Below are 15,237 nucleotides of genomic sequence, written 5' to 3' on the forward strand. Positions count from 1 at the left end.
CCGGCCGGGCCCGGCGGCCACCGGCCACCGGCCACCGGCCACCGACGGGAACGCCCGGCCGGGCGGGACCGGGCCGCTACCGGGATCCCACCGGCAACTTAGGCTAACCTAAGTCCCCTTCGGTCGAACGGCTCGCCTGACCCGCTTCTGAGGACGGTCACCATGCAGCGACAGCACAGCCAGGGAACACCCGGCACCGCACGGACCCGTGACGGCCGCGAGCTGTTCTTCATGGAACATCCGGGGCCGGCCGGCGGCGGGGGCGCGACCGTGGTGTTCGAAGGGGGCCTGGCCTCGCCCCGCTCGTACTGGGCACTCGTCCAGCGGGCCGTCGCCGGCTCGGCCCGGGCGGTGGTCTACGACCGCAGCGGTCTCGGCCGCAGTGCCCCGGACCCGTCCGGCCGTCGCCCCCTCGCCAGGCTCGCCGACGACCTGGGCGACCTGCTCGACCACCTCGGCCCGGGCCCCTTCGTACTGGTGGGGCACAGCTGGGGCGGCCCGGTCGTGCGCCTCGCCGCGGCGGCCCGCCCCGGTCGGATCGCGGGCCTCGTCCTGGTGGACCCCACGGACGAGGCGTGCGACCTGCTCTTCGAACCCGCCATCCGCAGTCTGGAGAAGACCCGCTACCGCATATCCATGGTGCTCGCCCACCTCAAGGTGTTCGGCCTCCTCTTCCGCAAGGTGACCGCCGCCCTGCCGCCCGACGCCGCCGCCGACATGCGCGCCGAGGCGTTCACCGTCGGGGCCGTGCGCACCATGGGCGCCGAACAGGCCCGTGTCGAGGCCGACCTGCGGGCCCTGCTCGCACAGCCGCCGCGGCTCGGCGACATCCCCGTCACCGTCATCTCCGCCACCCGGCCCACCCCCGGCATGAGCGCGCGGGCCCGCGAGTCCGTGAACGCGTCCCACGCCTACCGGGTACGGCAGTCGCCGCGCGGACGGCACGTCCTCGCCCGGCAGGCCGACCACATGGTTCCCACGACCGAACCCGCGATCGTCGTCACCGAGACGGAGCACCTGCTCGGCGCGCCGGCCGGCCGCTCCCCGGAGCGCTGAGAGGCCGGCCGGTCAGGGGCGGAACCGCCGGGAGACGTCCCGCAGCGCGACGGTGAACCGGTCGATGTCGGCCGCCCCCGTGAAGAGCGCGGGCGTCACCCGGACGCAGTCGCCCTTCACCGGGCCGCCACGACGGACGGTGAAGATCTTGTACTCGTCGAAGAGATACTTCGCGATGGCGGTGTTGTCCGCTTCGGAGGTCCGGCCGGTGACCCGGAACGAGGTGATCCCCCCGTACATCGCGGGCTCGTCGGGGGTGAGCACCTCCAGGCCTGGAAGGTCCCGTGCCGCGCCGACCCAGCGGTCGCGCAGATAGCGCAGCCTGGCCTCCTTCACCGGGCCACCGCCCAGGGCCCGGTGGAAGTCCAGCGCCGTGGGCACGGAGAGGACGGGTGCGACGTCCATCGTCCCGGAGTGGACGCGCGAGCGGATGTCGGTGACCGGGTAGGTCTCGTCGGCGAACACGGGGTCGATGTCGGCCAGCCGGTCCCGGCGGACGTGGAGGAAGCCGGTGCCGAGCGGCGCGCCCATCCATTTGTGCAGGGACAGGCCGACGAAGTCCGCGCCGAGATCGGGGAGGGTGAAGTCCAGCTGCCCCCAGGAGTGCGCCGCGTCGACGATCACATCGACGTCCCGTTCCCGGGCGGCGGCGACGATCTCGCGCACGGGGGTGACCAGGCCGGTGCGGTTGTTCATGTGGCTGAGCAGCAGCAGCCTGACGCGCGGGTGCGCGCGCAGCGCCTCGGCGTAGGTGTCCAGCACGGCCTGGCGGGTGGCCGGTTCGGGGAGGGCGATCCGTACGACCCGGGCACCGCGGCGGTCCTTCAGCCAGTTCATGGCGTACTGCATGCTGTAGTAGTCGAGGTCGGCGTACATGACGGCGTCGCCGGGCCGAAGCCGGTTGTAGCCGCCGATGAGGTTCTGGAGCGCCTCGGTGCCGCAGCGGGTGAGGGCGATCTCCTCCGTGGGCACGCCGGCGACGGCGGCCGTACGCTTCCTGACTTCCTCGGCCTCCGCCTTGTAAGTGGTCCGCAGGAGATAGGAGTTGAGCGAGTTGAGGCGCTCGACGTTGCGGGCGTTGGCGCGGCGTACGACCTCCGGCATGATCCCGTAGTAGCCGTTCTCCAGGTTGACGAATTCCCGGCTCACCCGGTACTGCCGGGCGACCGCGCGCCAGAATCCCTCGTCCCGGGCGATCTCCCCGGGCCGGGCGCCCCGGGGGACGGTGAGCGGGGGCGGCTCCTCCGCCCCGGCCCGGGCCGCCACGGGGGTGGTGGCGACGGCACCGAACGAGGCGAGCACATGACGTCTGGGCAGAACCATCGAACAACCTCCAGGGGTGAGGAGTCGGTGGAGCGGGACCGCCTCCAGAATCACAGGCGGCACGGCTTCGTGGGAGTGTCCGGACGGCGGCGGCGATCCGTCCGCACGCGGACGGCGGGCCCGTCACCGTCCAAGAGCGGGTGTACAGAGCCCGTTTGACTTGGAGCGCACTCCAGCGCCTAGCGTCCTGAACAGATGATTCCGAGATCAGGAGGCAGCAGCATGAACGACGTCCCCACCCGCCGCCTGGGTGATCTGACCGTCTCCGCGCAGGGCCTGGGGTGCATGGGCATGAGCCACACCTACGGCGCCGCGGACGACACACAGTCGATCGCGACCCTGCACCACGCCCTCGGCCTCGGGGTGACGCTCTGGGACACCGCCGACGTCTACGGCGCCGGGCACAACGAGGAGCTGGTCGGCCGGGCCCTCGCCGGGCGCCGCGACGAGGTGGTGCTGGCCACGAAGTTCGGCTTCGCCAACCGCCCGGGCGAGCCCGTCCACATCCGCGGCGACGCCGCCTATGTGCGCCAGGCGTGCGAGGCGTCGCTGCGCCGGCTCGGGGTCGACCACATCGACCTCTACTACCAGCACCGCGTCGACCCCGAGGTGCCGATCGAGGAGACCGTCGGCGCCATGGCCGAGCTGGTGCGCGAGGGGAAGGTCCGCCACCTCGGGCTGTCCGAGGCCGGCGTGGGCACCATCCGGCGGGCGCACGCGGTGCACCCGATCGCCGCCCTCCAGAGCGAGTGGTCGCTGTGGACCCGCGATCTGGAGGCGGAGACCGCCCCGGTCTGCCGCGAGCTCGGCATCGGCCTGGTCCCCTTCTCCCCGCTCGGACGCGGCTTCCTCACCGGCAAGTACCAGTCCGTCGAGGGGATGGAGGCGACCGACCTGCGGCGCACCCAGCCGCGCTTCGCCGACGGCAACCTCGAACGGAACCTGGCCGTCGTGGCGAAGCTCGACGAGCTGGCCGCGGCGAAGGGCGTCACCACCGGCCAGCTCGCCCTGGCCTGGGTGCAGCACCGGGGCGACGACGTGGTGCCGATCCCCGGCACCCGGCGGCAGCGCTACCTGGAGGAGAACGTCGCGGCCCTGGCCGTGGAGCTGACCCCGGAGGACCTCGCCGCCATCGAGGCCGCCGCGCCGGCCGAGGAGATCGCGGGCACCCGCTACGACGCCACCCACCTCACGTTCGTCGGCAGGTGAGCCCCCGCCGCCCACCGGTGCCACGGCGCGGGCATCGGTGAGCGGCGGTCGGGGACCCGGCGCACGCGTCACTTCACCTTGATCTTGGCCTTCCACGGCACGATGATCAGAGGGCAGATGTGACCGTCGTCGGGGCGGCACTTGCGGGTGACGCTGATCGTGGCGACGCCCTGGTTCTTCGCGCGGAACACCGCGGCGGCGCTGCCGTCCGCCGTCACGGCGCCCTTCGTCCGCGTGAGCACCGCGGCGTCGCTGGTCTGCGGGGCGTCCCAGGTGTACGTGCGCGACTTCTCGTAATAGCGTTCGAGGCGCACCTCGATGTCGTCGCCGAGGGACACCTCCACGGCTCTCCCGCTGTCGGGGTTCGTGAGCACCACGCGCTTGGCGGGCGCCTCGGCGGAAGCGGTCCCCGCCGTCAGCGCCAGCGCCACGGCGAGCGGAGTGATCAGACACCTGACTGCTTTCAAGGTTCCCCCTCAGGGCTCCCACGTCCCGGCGTCACATACCGGGTCGGAACGACGCGCACCAGCCTCCCTCCCGGAGCCCGAGGGGCGGGTGCGTTCAGCGGTAAGACCCCCCTTGTGGGTGGCGGCGCGCACACACTGACCCCGGGGTGTCCGGGGTGGTCAGCCGCAGCGGCCCGTCGCCCGGGGCGAGGGGGCCAGGTGGAGGTACCAGTCGGCCCCGTCCGGCATCCGCAGGACGCACGGCGTCCAGCCGCGCGTGAACCCCGGCGCCGGCGGGGTGCGGGCGGCGACGGCCACCGGCTCCGTCCGGGCCCGCCGCAGCAGTTCGCCGGCGGTGGTGGAGGCGTTGTTGCCGCTGAGCGCTTCGGAGGCGCAGCCCGCGTGGAAGGCGAGGGGGACGACCTCGGGACCGACCAGCGTGCACGGCGGGCGCACCCCGGCCCGGTGCAGGCGCTCCGCGGCCCGCAGCGTGTCGGCCCGGAGACGCGCCTGGTCGTCGATCCTCCGTTGGAGCACCAGGTACTGGGAGGCCGTGTGCAGGGCGAGGAGGACGCCCAGCGCCACGGCCACGGCCGGGCGCCGTCGCCGCCGGGCGCCACGGACCAGGGCCACGGCGAAGGCGGCGACGGGGAGCGCGAGTTGGGCGTAGGCGGGCATGAGGAAGCGGGGCGCGGCGTAGTCCAGGAGGAAGAGGTACTGCGCCGACATCGCCGCGGCGCAGACGACCGGCAGGGCGACCACGGCCACCCGTGGCGTGCCGCGTCCGCCACGGCCGGCGCGCCGCCGCCGGGCGAGGAACAGGGCCGCGACGGCCACGACGGGCGTGGCGAGCCACCACAGGGACAGCGGCGGATAGTCCCAGGTGATGTGGCAGGGGCGGCACAGCAGGGGGCCGTTCAGGGCGCGCAGGTGCATGCCGAGGGTGTTGGTCCAGCCCATGCCGCCCTGGACGCCGCTGCCGTCCCGCAGCCGGGCCACCGGACCGCCGAAGCCGGTGTACGCCTCGGCGAGCCACGGCGCCAGTCCGGCGGCGAGTCCGCCCACCACGGCGGCCGCCGGCCGCCACCGTCGCCAGGAGGGCGTCACCGCCAGGGACACGAGCAGCGCGAGCGCGAGGAAGACCGCGTCGGGCGGGCGCATCAGGGCGGTGAACGCCGTGCTCACCGCCAGGGCCGCCGTCACGCCCCGCCGTCCCGGCCCGGCGACGGCGCGCAGGAACCATCCCGTCGCGGCCACCGCCCCGTAGGCCACGTAGAGGTTCGGCATGACCTCGCCGGCGTAGAACTGTACGACCCACAGGCCGGCGAACGCCGCCGCGGCGACCGCCGTCACCGCTTCGCCGGCCAGGCGGCGCCACGGCAGGAAGGCCGCGGCCAGGCCGGCCGCGGCGAGCGCCACCATCCAGGCCCGCAGCACCACCACCGACGCGCTGAGCAGCACCGCGGGCGCGGCCAGCCAGCTGATCCCCCGGGCGCGCGGCGCGCTGAAGTACGCGGCCGGCACCCGCGGGCTGACCTGGCTCACGTAGACGGCCTCGTCCCAGCCCAAGGGCAGCCGCAGGGGCACCACCACCAGTTGGAGCACCCCGAAGGCCACCGCCACCCACACCACCGGAGCGATCCCCCGCCACCCGCGTCTCCCCCCGCCATCGGCGCGGGCGGCGTCGTCCCCGGGTCGCGCGGCCGGGCCGGGCGCGCGTTCCCGGTCGTCCGCGACCTGGCGCTCGACGCGATCCACCACGCCCTCCTCGCCCACGCACAGTGATCACGGCCGGTTCCACACTAGGTTCCCCGCGTCACACGCGCATCGCGGCGGGAACGACGGCCTACCGGTCCTGGCCGGAGGCGGCCGTCCGCGGCTGCTGGCCGGGGGTGCGCAGGCGCGGCAGCTCGACCTCGAAGAGCGCTCCGCCTTCCGGGGCCCGGCGCACCGAGATCCGGCCGCCGTGCCGGCGTACGACGTCGCGGGCGATGGCCAGGCCCAGGCCCGCGCCTCCCTCGTCGCGGCTGCGGGCGTCGTCCAGGCGGACGAACCGTTCGAAGACGCGCTCCCGTTCGGCGGCGGGCACGCCTCCGCCGTCGTCGCCGACGGCCAGCACGACGTGGTCGCCCTGTCCGCCCAGGGTCACGGACACCCGCGAGGCGGCGTGGCGCTGGGCGTTGTCGAGCAGGTTGCCCAGCACCCGGGTGAGCCGGGAGGCGCTGCCCGACACCACGTGGCCCTCTCCCGTGATCCGCACGCCGGGCGTGATCCGGTCGGTCGCCGCCCGCCGGACCAGTTCCGCGCGTACCAGCCGGGCGAGGTCCACGGTGCCCGCGTCGGCGCCGTCGCCGGCGTCGAGGCGGGCGAGCAGCAGCAGGTCGGCGGCCAGGGTCTGGAGGCGGATCACCTCTTCGAGCAGCCCGTCGGTCTCCAGGAGCTCCGGGTGGGCGTGGGCGACCTCGAGCTGGGCGCGGAGGCTGGCGATGGGGTTGCGCAGTTCGTGGGAGGCGTCGGCGACGAATCGGCGCTGCCGTTCGACGGAGCTCTCCAGCGCGGCCAGGGTCTCGTTGGTGGTCGCGGCCAGCCGGGCCACCTCGTCGCGCGAGGCGGGTTCGGGTACGCGGCGGCCGAGGTCCTGGCTGGAGGTGATCTCGGCCATGCGCGCCCGGATCGCCTCGACCGGGCGCAGCGCGCGGCGGGTGACGAGCCAGGTGACGGCGGCGATGACGAGGAGGAGCAGGGGCAGCCCGATGAGCATGGCCCGGGTCACGGACGTGACGGTCTCCTCCTCGTCGTCCAGCGGGGTGGCGGCGTAGACGGTGTAGGTGCGGCCGTCGTACGTGGTGGCGTGGACGGAGGCGAAGCGGTACTCCTGCTTCTCGTCGTCGACGGTGACGGCGAGGGTCTTGTGTCCGGTGCCGGTGGAGACCTGCCCGCGGCGTGGTGCCCCGTCGTGGTCGTCGTCGCCCTCTTCGCCGTCCTCGTCGCGTTCCGGAGGCTTCGGGGTGGCCGTGGGGGCGGGGTCGTACGTGGTGAGGGGGCCGCGTCCGCGCAGCGGCTCGCTCGCGGCGAGGACGCGGCCGGCGCCGTCGACGATCTGGACGAGGTGATCGTCGTCGTCGGGGAGGGCGGTGTCGGTGAAACGGCCGTTCAGGGCCGTCTGGGAGGCGGCGACCGTGCGGGCGCGGACCTCGGAACGCAAGGACGCGCGGTCCGTCAGGTCGCCGCGCAGCACGCCGACGACGGTGATCCCGGCGGCCACCAGGGCCAGGGCGACCACGGTCGTGGCGCCGAGGGTGGCACGGGCGCGCACGGAGGCGAACGGCCTAGACACGGGTGCCGCCGTCGGTGGCGAGCCGGTAACCGGCACCGCGGACCGTGGTGATCGAGCGGCGCCCGAAGGGGATGTCGAGCTTGCGGCGCAGGGTGCGGATGTAGACCTCGACGATGTTCGGGTCGCCGTCGTAGGCGAAGTCCCAGACGTGTTCGAGGATCTCGGCCTTGGAGACGACCTGGCCGGCGCGCAGGGCCAGCTGTTCGAGGACGGCGAACTCGCGCGCGGTGAGCGGCACCTCCGTCTCCCCGCGCCGCGCCCGCTTCGCGTCCGGGTCCACCGTCAGGTCCCCCAGCCGCAGCACCGGGGTGCCGGCGCGGGTGCGGCGGCGCAGCAGGGCACGGATCCGGGCGACGAGCACGACGTAGGAGAACGGCTTGGTGAGGTAGTCGTCGGCGCCGGTGTCGAGGCCCTCGGCCTCGTCGTACTCGCCGTCCTTGGCCGTCAGCATCAGGATCGGGGTGTCGTCGCCGGCCGCCCGCAGGGTGGAGCAGACCCGGTAGCCGTTCATGCCCGGCAGCATGATGTCCAGGACGATCAGGTCGTAGGAGGTCTCGCGGGCCCGGTGCAGGCCGTCCAGGCCGTTGTGGACGACGTCGACGGCGAAGCCCTCCGCGGTCAGGCCCCGGGCGAGGGTGGTGGCCAGCCGTTTCTCGTCCTCCACGATCAGCAGTCGCATGCCCTCAGCCTGGCAGAGCGGACCTGAAGAGGATTTCAGCTTCCTTCAGCCGGCGTTCAGGAAGCCTTCGGCACCGTGAGGACAGCGATGACGACCGGCCCCGCCACCGGAGGCCGGAGCTTCGCGGACGAGAGGGACTGATCCTATGAAGCCGCAGCTCAAGCGCGTACTGACCAGCCGCCGCCGCATCCTCGCCGCCGCCCTGGCCGCGACGGTGCTCCTCGGCGGGGCGGGGGCCGCGACCGCCGCCGCCCTCACGGAGGACGGCGTCCGCGACACCCCGGTCCTGTCCTCCATCAGGGCGGACGAGCGCCACGACGACGATCACGACGACGACGGCGCCGAGCACCGCGCGCTCCTGAAGAACGCGAAGGTCGACGTCAAGCGGGCCGCCGACGCGGCGCTGAAGAGCGTCCCGGGCACCGTCGTCTCCGCCGAGCTGGACGACGACCGCGGCCGTACGGCCTGGGAGGTCGAGATCGTCGACGGCGAGGGCACCGAGCACGACGTCACGGTCGACGCGGCCGACGGCAAGGTCACGGCCGCCACGGTCGACGACGCCGGGACCGACCGGGACGACTGACCCGCCGCGGGGCCCGGCCGGCGGCTTCACACCGGCCGGCACCCGTGGACGGGGCCGGCACCGGAGGCCGGGAGACGCGGGTCACATCCGCCCGTGTCACAGGGGGGCGGGCTGTCTCGTCCCAGGGGTGTAGCCACTTTCGACCACGAAGGAGCACCCCATGGACGCGCGACTGAACCTCCTCGCGGAGCCGGTCTCCGGCAAGATCCTCAAGCACTTCATGTCGGCGGGGAAGCTGCTCAAGGACTCGGCGCTGCCGACCGCGACGCAGGAGCTGGTGGCCCTGCGCGTGAGCCAGATCAACGGCTGCGCCGTGTGCGTCGACATGCACACCAAGGAGGCGGCCGCCGCCGGCGAGCTCCCGGTGCGGCTGAACCTGGTGGCGGCGTGGCGGGAGGCCACGGTCTTCACGGAGGCCGAGCGGGCCGCGCTGGAGCTGGCGGAGGAGGGCACCCGGGTCGCGGACGCGGCCGGCGGGGTCGGTGACGAGGTGTGGGCGCGTGCCGCCGAGCACTACGACCAGGAGCAGCTCGCCACCCTGGTGATCTTGATCTCGCTCCTGAACATGGCGAACCGGATGAACGTCATGACCCGGCAGCCGGCCGGCGACTACGTGGCCGGGCAGTTGTACTGAGCGGCAGCACCGAGCGGCGCCGACGGCCACGGTAACCCGGCCCCGGGGCCGGGTTACCGTGGCCCGGATGATCATCGGAAGAACGCCCGCGCCGGCGAGCACGGCGGGCGGGCATCACGGGGGAAAGGGATTCGGCGTGAACGAAGTCGAGGAGTTCGAGGAGCTGCGACCGCTGCTGTTCTCCATCGCCTACCGGATTCTGGGCAGTGTGGGCGAGGCCGAGGACGCGGTGCAGGAGACCTGGCTGCGCTTCGACGGCGCGAAGACCCGGCCCGCGTCGCTCAAGGCCTACCTGTCGACCACGGTGACCCGGATCGCGATCGACGTGCTGCGCTCCGCGCGGGTGCGGCGCGAGGAGTACGTGGGCCCGTGGTTCCCCGAGCCGCTGCTCACCGACCCCTATGAGGAGCCGGCGCGGTCGGCGGAGCTGGCCGACTCGGTGTCGATGGCGGCGTTGCTGCTGCTGGAGCGGCTCAGCCCGCTGGAGCGGGCGGCGTTCGTGCTGCGGGAGGTGTTCGGCTTCGGGTTCGACGAGGTCGCCACGGCGGTGGGCCGGTCGGAGGCCGCGTGCCGGCAGCTGGTGGTACGGGCGCGGCGGCACATGGAGGCCGGGCGGCCGCGCTTCGAGGCGGCCCGTCAGGAGCGGGAGGAACTGGCGTCGCGGTTCTTCGACGCCCTCCGCGAGGGCGACGTCACCGGCCTGCGGGAACTGCTCGCCGCCGATGTGTCGATGGTCGGCGACGGCGGCGGCAAGTCCCCGCAGTTCGCCCGGGCCGTCGTCGGCGTCCGGAACGTGTCCCGGCTGCTCGCCGCCGTCTTCCCCAGGCTGGCCCTGGTCGAGGTGACGTGCGAGCCGCGGGAGGTCAACGGCCAGCCGGGGGCGATCTTCCGCGACCGGGACGGCAGGGTGCTCCACGCCCTGACCCTCGATGTGCTCGACGGGCGGGTCCAGGCGATCCGCGCGGTGCTCAACCCCGACAAGCTCGGGCACCTGGGGCCGGTCGGCGACGCCTGGGCGACCCACTACGAGCTACGGCGGGCGGGCCGGCCCCCGGTGTAGCCGTACGGCCGGCCGTATCCCGGACCGTCCGCCGCACCGGCGGCGGCGTTTCGGCACCCGAAGCACGCGGGGTGGAGACGGCCGGGGAACGCCCGCACCTCGCGGACGTTCCCCGGCCGTCGCCGTACACCGGGAGAGCCGGGGTCGGCCGGACGGTGTCCGGCGGCCCGCGAACCTCACGACCCGGACCGCGGACCGCTCCGGGTCACCCCCGCGCGATCAGCGGGTGGGGGCGCCGAACCACCGGGGCAGCACGTCGAGCAGCTCCGCCTGGTCGTCACCGGCCCAGGCCACATGGCCGTCGGGCCGCAGCAGCACGGCGGGGACGTCCAGTTCCTCACTGACGTCGACGACGTGGTCGACCCGGTCCGCCCAGCCCTCCACCGACAACAGACCCGCCTGGTCGAGCAGCAGACCGCGGCCGCCGCGCATCAGCTCGTAGAGACGCCCCTGCTTCAGGGTGATGTCCCGCATCCGCCGGCCGAGCAGCTCGTGGCCCTCGCCGAAGTCGTAGCGGACCCCGACGGCGGTGATCATCTCCGTCACGTACCGGTTCACGACCTCGAACTTCAGCAGCTCCGCGAACAGCTCCTTCAGTGCCGTCGCCGCCGCGTCGGTGCCCAGCAGCATGCCCTGCGCGCGGGTGTTGGCCAGCACGCTCGCGCCCACCGGGTGCCGTTCGGCGTGGTAGCTGTCGAGGAGGTCCTCCGGCGCCCAGCCGTTGACCGCGGCGGCCAGCTTCCAGCCGAGGTTGAACGCGTCCTGCACGCCCAGGTTGAGGCCCTGGCCGCCGATGGGCGGGTGGATGTGCGCCGCGTCGCCGGCCAGCATCACCCGGCCGACCCGGTACCGCTCGGCCTGCCGGGTGGCGTCACCGAACCGGGACAGCCAGCGCGGCGAGTGGGCGCCGAAGTCGGTGCCGGCGACCTCCCGCATCCGCTGCTTGAACTCCTCGAGGGTCGGCGCCGCACGGTCCTCGGCCACTCCGTCGGCGGGCACGATGACGCGGTACACCCCGTCCCCGCTCGGGACGGTGCCGAACCGCACCTGCGTCTTGCTGACCTCGGCCGTCACGGCGGCCACCGTCGCCGGGTCCGCGGTCACCTCCAGCATGCCCAGCATCGTCTCGACCTTGGCGGGCTCGCCGGGGAAGCCGACGCCGATCAGCTTGCGCACCGCGCTGCGGCCGCCGTCGCAGCCGACGAGGTAGCGCGAGCGCAGCCGCGTGCCGTCGGCCAGTTCGACGTCCACCCCGTCCTCGTCCTGGCTCAGCCCGACCACCTCGCAGCCACGCCGGATCTCGACGCCGAGTCCGAGCGCGTGCTCGATCAGCACCTGCTCCGTGACCGGCTGCGGCATGGCGAGGCCGTACGGGTGGGCGGTGTCCAGCTGTTGCGGCCACGGCGTGGCGAAGGCGGCGAAGGGGCCGCCGACCGAGAACGGCTCGCTGACCTCGCGGAAGCGCTCCAGCAGACCGCGCTGGTCCATCACCTCGACGCTGCGCACGTGCAGACCGCGCCCGCGGGACTCCGCCGTCGGCTCGGTCAGCTTCTCCAGTACGACCACGCGCACCCCCGCCAGTCGCAGTTCGGCGGCCAGCATCAGCCCGGTCGGTCCGCCGCCGGCGACTATCACGTCGATCATCAAGAAAATCTCATTTCGCAGTTCTGGTCGAGCCCGGTGATTCTGCGTCATGACCGGGGCCTTGCCGCAAGTCCCCCCTTGCGCTATAAGTTAAGAGTGGCAAGGAGGCGGTGCGCTCCTTGCCTTCTCTTTTGTCTCCTCTTGTGCCGTCCTCTTGTGCCGTCGTCCGCTCAGGCGGCGTTCGGGCCCACGTCCGCGGTGGTGAGGGGTCGCCGGACCGGGGCCGATGCCGTGTACTGGTCGGCGCCGACGTCACGGGCGCTGCCGCGCGGGTGACCGTCGATGTCCTCGGTGACGGACGTGCTCCTCAGGGTCGCCGCTCCGATCGCGGGGCTGCCCGCCGAAAGCCGGAACACCCCGTCGGACTCCTGCCGGAGCAGCGGGTCGGCCCGGCGGTAGCCGCCGGAGGGAATGGTGCCGTCGGACGCGGCACCCCACAGGATGTTGCCCTGCCAGGTGAAACCGGTGGTCTTCCCCATCGAGACCAGGCTGCCGGCGCTCGCGACCAGGAGGTTGTCGGCGATGACCACGTCCTGGGGCGCGTGGTCACGTCCCTCGCCCGAGAGCGTCCCCTTGTTGCCGAACAGCGTGTTGTGCACGATCACCGCGCGGTCGCAGGCGTCGTTGCCCCGCCGCTCCTCCTTCGACTCGCCGGAGTGGTGGTCGCGGGTGGTGCCGCTGCCGATCACCAGGGCGCGCCCCGACAGGCCACCGAGGTAGTTGTTGACGATCAGGTGGTCGTTGCCGTAGACGCGGATGCCTTCCGCGCCGCCGAGCAGGTAGTTGCCCTCCACGGTGGAGTGGTTGCCGTGCCGCAGCACGATTCCGCCACGGCTGTCGCGGACGGTGTTGTACCGGACCGTGTTCTCCGAGGTCTTCACCGAGACGGCCTCGGGGTCCCCGTCGCACTTCTCGAACAGGTTGTGCTCCACGACGGCCTTCGCGCTGAGCAGTGCCCGGGCGCTGTCGCCGAGCCGGACGGCCTCCCCGCCGTTGTCGCCGGTGTAGCGGTGACCGGAGAAGTGGTTCCTGAACAGGTGCAGGTTCTTGGCGACGGTCTTCGCGTCGGCGCCGTCGAGGACGACGAAGATGCCCTCGGTGGTCCTGTCGTGGAACCGGTTCCGGTCGATCTTGACGTCGTCGCCCCGTACGACGACCCAGTCCAGCCCGCTGACATCGGCGAACTTGAAGTCGTTGCGCGTCAGCCGGATACGGGAGGAGTTCGCGGGGATCTCCAGGGTGGTGCTCTGCCGGAAGGCGAAACCGCTCAGGACGATGTCGCTCGAATCGCTGAAGACGAAGCCGCGCTCGCCCTGGAGCACCACGCCGCCGCGGGATGCCGCGACGATGCTGATGGGCGCGTCGCCGGTGCCCTTCTTCCCCGAGACGCGAAGGGCGCTCCCCGACGGAACGGTGTACGTGCCGTCGGCCACGACGATGCGGTCGCCGGGCACCGCGCGGTCGATCGCCTTCTGGAGGGCGTCCAGGGAACTCACCGTCACGGGGGCCGCCGAGGCTCCGACGGGTACGGCGGCGAGCCCGGCGGCGCCCAGCAGCGTGCCGGTGAGGAACATACGTCTTTTCATGACGGCTCCTGATGGATCGGATATGTAAGGGATATGTACGAAGCCGATCCTTGTGCCCCATCAGGGCATTGCGCAATGCCTGACGGACCGTGACCACGGGGCGCCGCACTCCCCTCCCCCGCTACGGCGAGTTCGGCCCTCTGTTGCGCAGGAGTGGGCCGGGGTACCTTCCGCCCCATGGGGATACGCACGCGGAGCACCCGTATGACGTACAGTCCGCTCGTCACCGCGGCCGCGGGCCGCCCCTTCCGGCCGGCCGGCCGGTCCCGGCCCCGACAGCGCCCGCCCATGAAGGCGCGTGTCCGCACGCTCGCCGCCGGCTTCGCCACCACCGCACTCGCCCTGACACTCATTCAGGCACCCGCGCACGCCGCCCGGACCGTGCCCCGGACCGGCTTCGAGCTCAGCAACGGGACCCGCTGGACCACCGAGAGCGAGGAACAGCGCCTCCTGACCGCCCTCGACCGGTCGAGCGACCGCGTCTCCGTCAGCCGTATCGGCACCACCCGCCAGGGCCGGCCGCTCCAGCTGGTCCGCGTCGGCCCCGCCCACCGCACCACCGGGACCCTGCTCCTCACATGCAGTCAGCACGGTGACGAACCCGCCGGCCGGGAAGCCTGCCTCATCCGGGTCCGCGACCTCGCCCACGCCACAGACCCGGCCACCCGGCGCTTCCTCGAACGCACCACCGTCCTGGTCGTCCCCACCGCCAACCCCGACGGCCGCGCCGCCGACACCCGCGCCAACGCGGACGGCGCCGACATCAACCGCGACCATCTCGCCCTCAGGACCGCCGAGAGCCGCGCCCTGGCCGCCGTCGTCCGGGACCACCGGCCCGACGTCGTCCACGACCTGCACGAGTACGGCGCCACACCGCCGTACTACGACAAGGACCTGTTCGACCTCTGGCCGCGCAACCTCAACACCGACCCGCGCGTGCACCGGGAGGCACGGACCCTCTCGGCGGACTACGTACGCCCCGCCGCCCACGCCGCCGGGCACAGCACCGGCACCTACGGCATCTGGACCGACCCCGCCACCGGCGACCCCGTCAAACAGGTCGCCGGCGACGGACAGGAGCGCATCTTGCGCAACACCGCAGGTGTGAAGCACGCGGTCGGCCTGCTCGTCGAGAGCCGCGTCGATCCGGTGACGGAAGCGGAGAAGGCGGACCCGGCCCTGAACAACCGGCGCCGTGTGCGGTCCCACCTCGTCGCACTCGACGGGACGTTCGCCTTCGCGGACGAGCGGCGCGGGCGCCTCGCCTCGGCCACGGCAGCGGCACGCCTCAAGGGCCTCGCCGACCGCGGCCCGGTCCACCTCGGCGGCGCCGACAACGAACCCGCGCCGCCCGGCCGGACCCTGACCGACCCGCCCTGCGCCTACCGGCTCACGGCCGGGCAGTACGCGGAGACCCGGGACGCGCTCGCCCTGCACGGCGTCCGGACCGTCCCCGCGCCCGCGGGCGGCGCGCTGGTCCCGCTGCGCCAGCCGCTGCGGTCCCTGGTGCCCCTGCTCCTGGACGCCCGGGCGTCGTACGGGCTGACCGCGGCCGAACCCGTCGACCACTGCTGACGAACGGCCTACCCGAACCCGCCGACCCGAGCATGCGGCTCAAACACACAGGCTCAAAAATATGGCGAGATTTCGCCTTGTTTCAGACTGTCCGGACCCTGGTTC

13 protein-coding genes are annotated in these 15,237 nt (G+C 73.3%); 6 read left to right on the forward strand and 7 right to left on the reverse strand.

Features of this window, described 5'->3' with window-relative positions; translation table 11 throughout:
- The first annotated feature begins 162 nt into the window (after positions 1-162).
- Entirely contained in the window at positions 163-1,056 is an 894-nt protein-coding gene (locus LUZ64_RS28425; protein ID WP_095582485.1) for an alpha/beta hydrolase, read from the forward strand.
- Positions 1,057-1,068: 12 nt separating this feature from the next.
- Here the strand turns inward: LUZ64_RS28425 and LUZ64_RS28430 are convergent, their stop codons facing one another.
- Complete coding sequence (locus tag LUZ64_RS28430) at positions 1,069-2,379, reverse strand: aminotransferase class V-fold PLP-dependent enzyme (RefSeq protein WP_095582484.1); 1,311 nt, start codon at positions 2,377-2,379, stop codon at positions 1,069-1,071.
- A gap of 222 nt (positions 2,380-2,601) precedes the next feature.
- Between LUZ64_RS28430 and LUZ64_RS28435 the strand changes: the two genes are divergently transcribed.
- Complete coding sequence (locus LUZ64_RS28435) at positions 2,602-3,588, forward strand: aldo/keto reductase (RefSeq protein ID WP_095582483.1); 987 nt, start codon at positions 2,602-2,604, stop codon at positions 3,586-3,588.
- Between the two features lie 68 nt (positions 3,589-3,656).
- On the opposite strand, the gene LUZ64_RS28440 is transcribed toward LUZ64_RS28435, so the two are convergent.
- From LUZ64_RS28440 to LUZ64_RS28455, 4 genes are all read right to left on the reverse strand, one after another.
- A complete protein-coding gene (locus LUZ64_RS28440; protein WP_143593270.1) occupies positions 3,657-4,055 on the reverse strand; it encodes a protease inhibitor I42 family protein in 399 nt (132 codons plus the stop codon).
- 159 nt (positions 4,056-4,214) lie between these two features.
- Entirely contained in the window at positions 4,215-5,792 is a 1,578-nt protein-coding gene (locus LUZ64_RS28445; protein WP_170116813.1) for a hypothetical protein, read from the reverse strand.
- Positions 5,793-5,880: 88 nt separating this feature from the next.
- The gene (locus tag LUZ64_RS28450) at positions 5,881-7,371 is read right to left on the reverse strand and encodes a sensor histidine kinase (protein WP_095582480.1); all 1,491 of its coding nucleotides are present in this window, start codon (positions 7,369-7,371) and stop codon (positions 5,881-5,883) included.
- Complete coding sequence (locus LUZ64_RS28455; RefSeq protein ID WP_095582479.1) at positions 7,364-8,050, reverse strand: response regulator transcription factor; 687 nt, start codon at positions 8,048-8,050, stop codon at positions 7,364-7,366. The genes LUZ64_RS28450 and LUZ64_RS28455 overlap by 8 nt, the downstream gene beginning before the upstream one ends.
- Before the next feature lie 145 nt (positions 8,051-8,195).
- On the opposite strand from LUZ64_RS28455, the gene LUZ64_RS28460 reads away from it, so the two are divergent.
- From LUZ64_RS28460 to LUZ64_RS28470, 3 genes are all read left to right on the forward strand, one after another.
- Complete coding sequence (locus tag LUZ64_RS28460; protein WP_095582478.1) at positions 8,196-8,633, forward strand: PepSY domain-containing protein; 438 nt, start codon at positions 8,196-8,198, stop codon at positions 8,631-8,633.
- 160 nt (positions 8,634-8,793) lie between these two features.
- Positions 8,794-9,267 (forward strand): carboxymuconolactone decarboxylase family protein, encoded by a 474-nt coding sequence (locus LUZ64_RS28465; protein WP_095582477.1) that lies wholly within the window; start codon positions 8,794-8,796, stop codon positions 9,265-9,267.
- Between the two features lie 136 nt (positions 9,268-9,403).
- The gene (locus tag LUZ64_RS28470) at positions 9,404-10,327 is read left to right on the forward strand and encodes an RNA polymerase sigma-70 factor (RefSeq protein WP_095582476.1); all 924 of its coding nucleotides are present in this window, start codon (positions 9,404-9,406) and stop codon (positions 10,325-10,327) included.
- 219 nt (positions 10,328-10,546) lie between these two features.
- Here the strand turns inward: LUZ64_RS28470 and rox are convergent, their stop codons facing one another.
- Positions 10,547-11,971 (reverse strand): rifampin monooxygenase, encoded by a 1,425-nt coding sequence (gene rox / locus LUZ64_RS28475; protein WP_095582475.1) that lies wholly within the window; start codon positions 11,969-11,971, stop codon positions 10,547-10,549.
- A gap of 170 nt (positions 11,972-12,141) precedes the next feature.
- Positions 12,142-13,557 carry a polysaccharide lyase 6 family protein gene (locus tag LUZ64_RS28480; protein ID WP_095582474.1) on the reverse strand — a complete coding sequence of 472 codons (1,416 nt, stop codon included), beginning with the start codon at positions 13,555-13,557 and terminating at the stop codon, positions 12,142-12,144.
- Between the two features lie 288 nt (positions 13,558-13,845).
- Here LUZ64_RS28480 and LUZ64_RS28485 point away from each other — a divergent pair, with 288 nt between their 5' ends.
- Positions 13,846-15,132, forward strand: coding sequence for a M14 family metallopeptidase (locus LUZ64_RS28485; RefSeq protein WP_170116815.1), 1,287 nt, complete (start codon positions 13,846-13,848; stop codon positions 15,130-15,132).
- Positions 15,133-15,237: the final 105 nt, after the last annotated feature.

The sequence above is a fragment of the Streptomyces albireticuli genome (assembly GCF_021228125.1).
In the GTDB taxonomy this organism is placed as follows: domain Bacteria; phylum Actinomycetota; class Actinomycetes; order Streptomycetales; family Streptomycetaceae; genus Streptomyces; species Streptomyces albireticuli.

What these genes read in the sequence shown, in the direction of transcription:
- LUZ64_RS28425 (WP_095582485.1), top strand. Translation starts at nt 163, where the DNA reads ATGCAGCGACAGCACAGCCAGGGAACACCCGGCACCGCACGGACCCGT.
- LUZ64_RS28430 (WP_095582484.1), bottom strand. Translation starts at nt 2,379, where the DNA reads ATGGTTCTGCCCAGACGTCATGTGCTCGCCTCGTTCGGTGCCGTCGCC.
- LUZ64_RS28435 (WP_095582483.1), top strand. Translation starts at nt 2,602, where the DNA reads ATGAACGACGTCCCCACCCGCCGCCTGGGTGATCTGACCGTCTCCGCG.
- LUZ64_RS28455 (WP_095582479.1), bottom strand. Translation starts at nt 8,050, where the DNA reads ATGCGACTGCTGATCGTGGAGGACGAGAAACGGCTGGCCACCACCCTC.
- LUZ64_RS28460 (WP_095582478.1), top strand. Translation starts at nt 8,196, where the DNA reads ATGAAGCCGCAGCTCAAGCGCGTACTGACCAGCCGCCGCCGCATCCTC.
- LUZ64_RS28465 (WP_095582477.1), top strand. Translation starts at nt 8,794, where the DNA reads ATGGACGCGCGACTGAACCTCCTCGCGGAGCCGGTCTCCGGCAAGATC.
- rox (WP_095582475.1), bottom strand. Translation starts at nt 11,971, where the DNA reads ATGATCGACGTGATAGTCGCCGGCGGCGGACCGACCGGGCTGATGCTG.
- LUZ64_RS28480 (WP_095582474.1), bottom strand. Translation starts at nt 13,557, where the DNA reads ATGAAAAGACGTATGTTCCTCACCGGCACGCTGCTGGGCGCCGCCGGG.
- LUZ64_RS28485 (WP_170116815.1), top strand. Translation starts at nt 13,846, where the DNA reads ATGAAGGCGCGTGTCCGCACGCTCGCCGCCGGCTTCGCCACCACCGCA.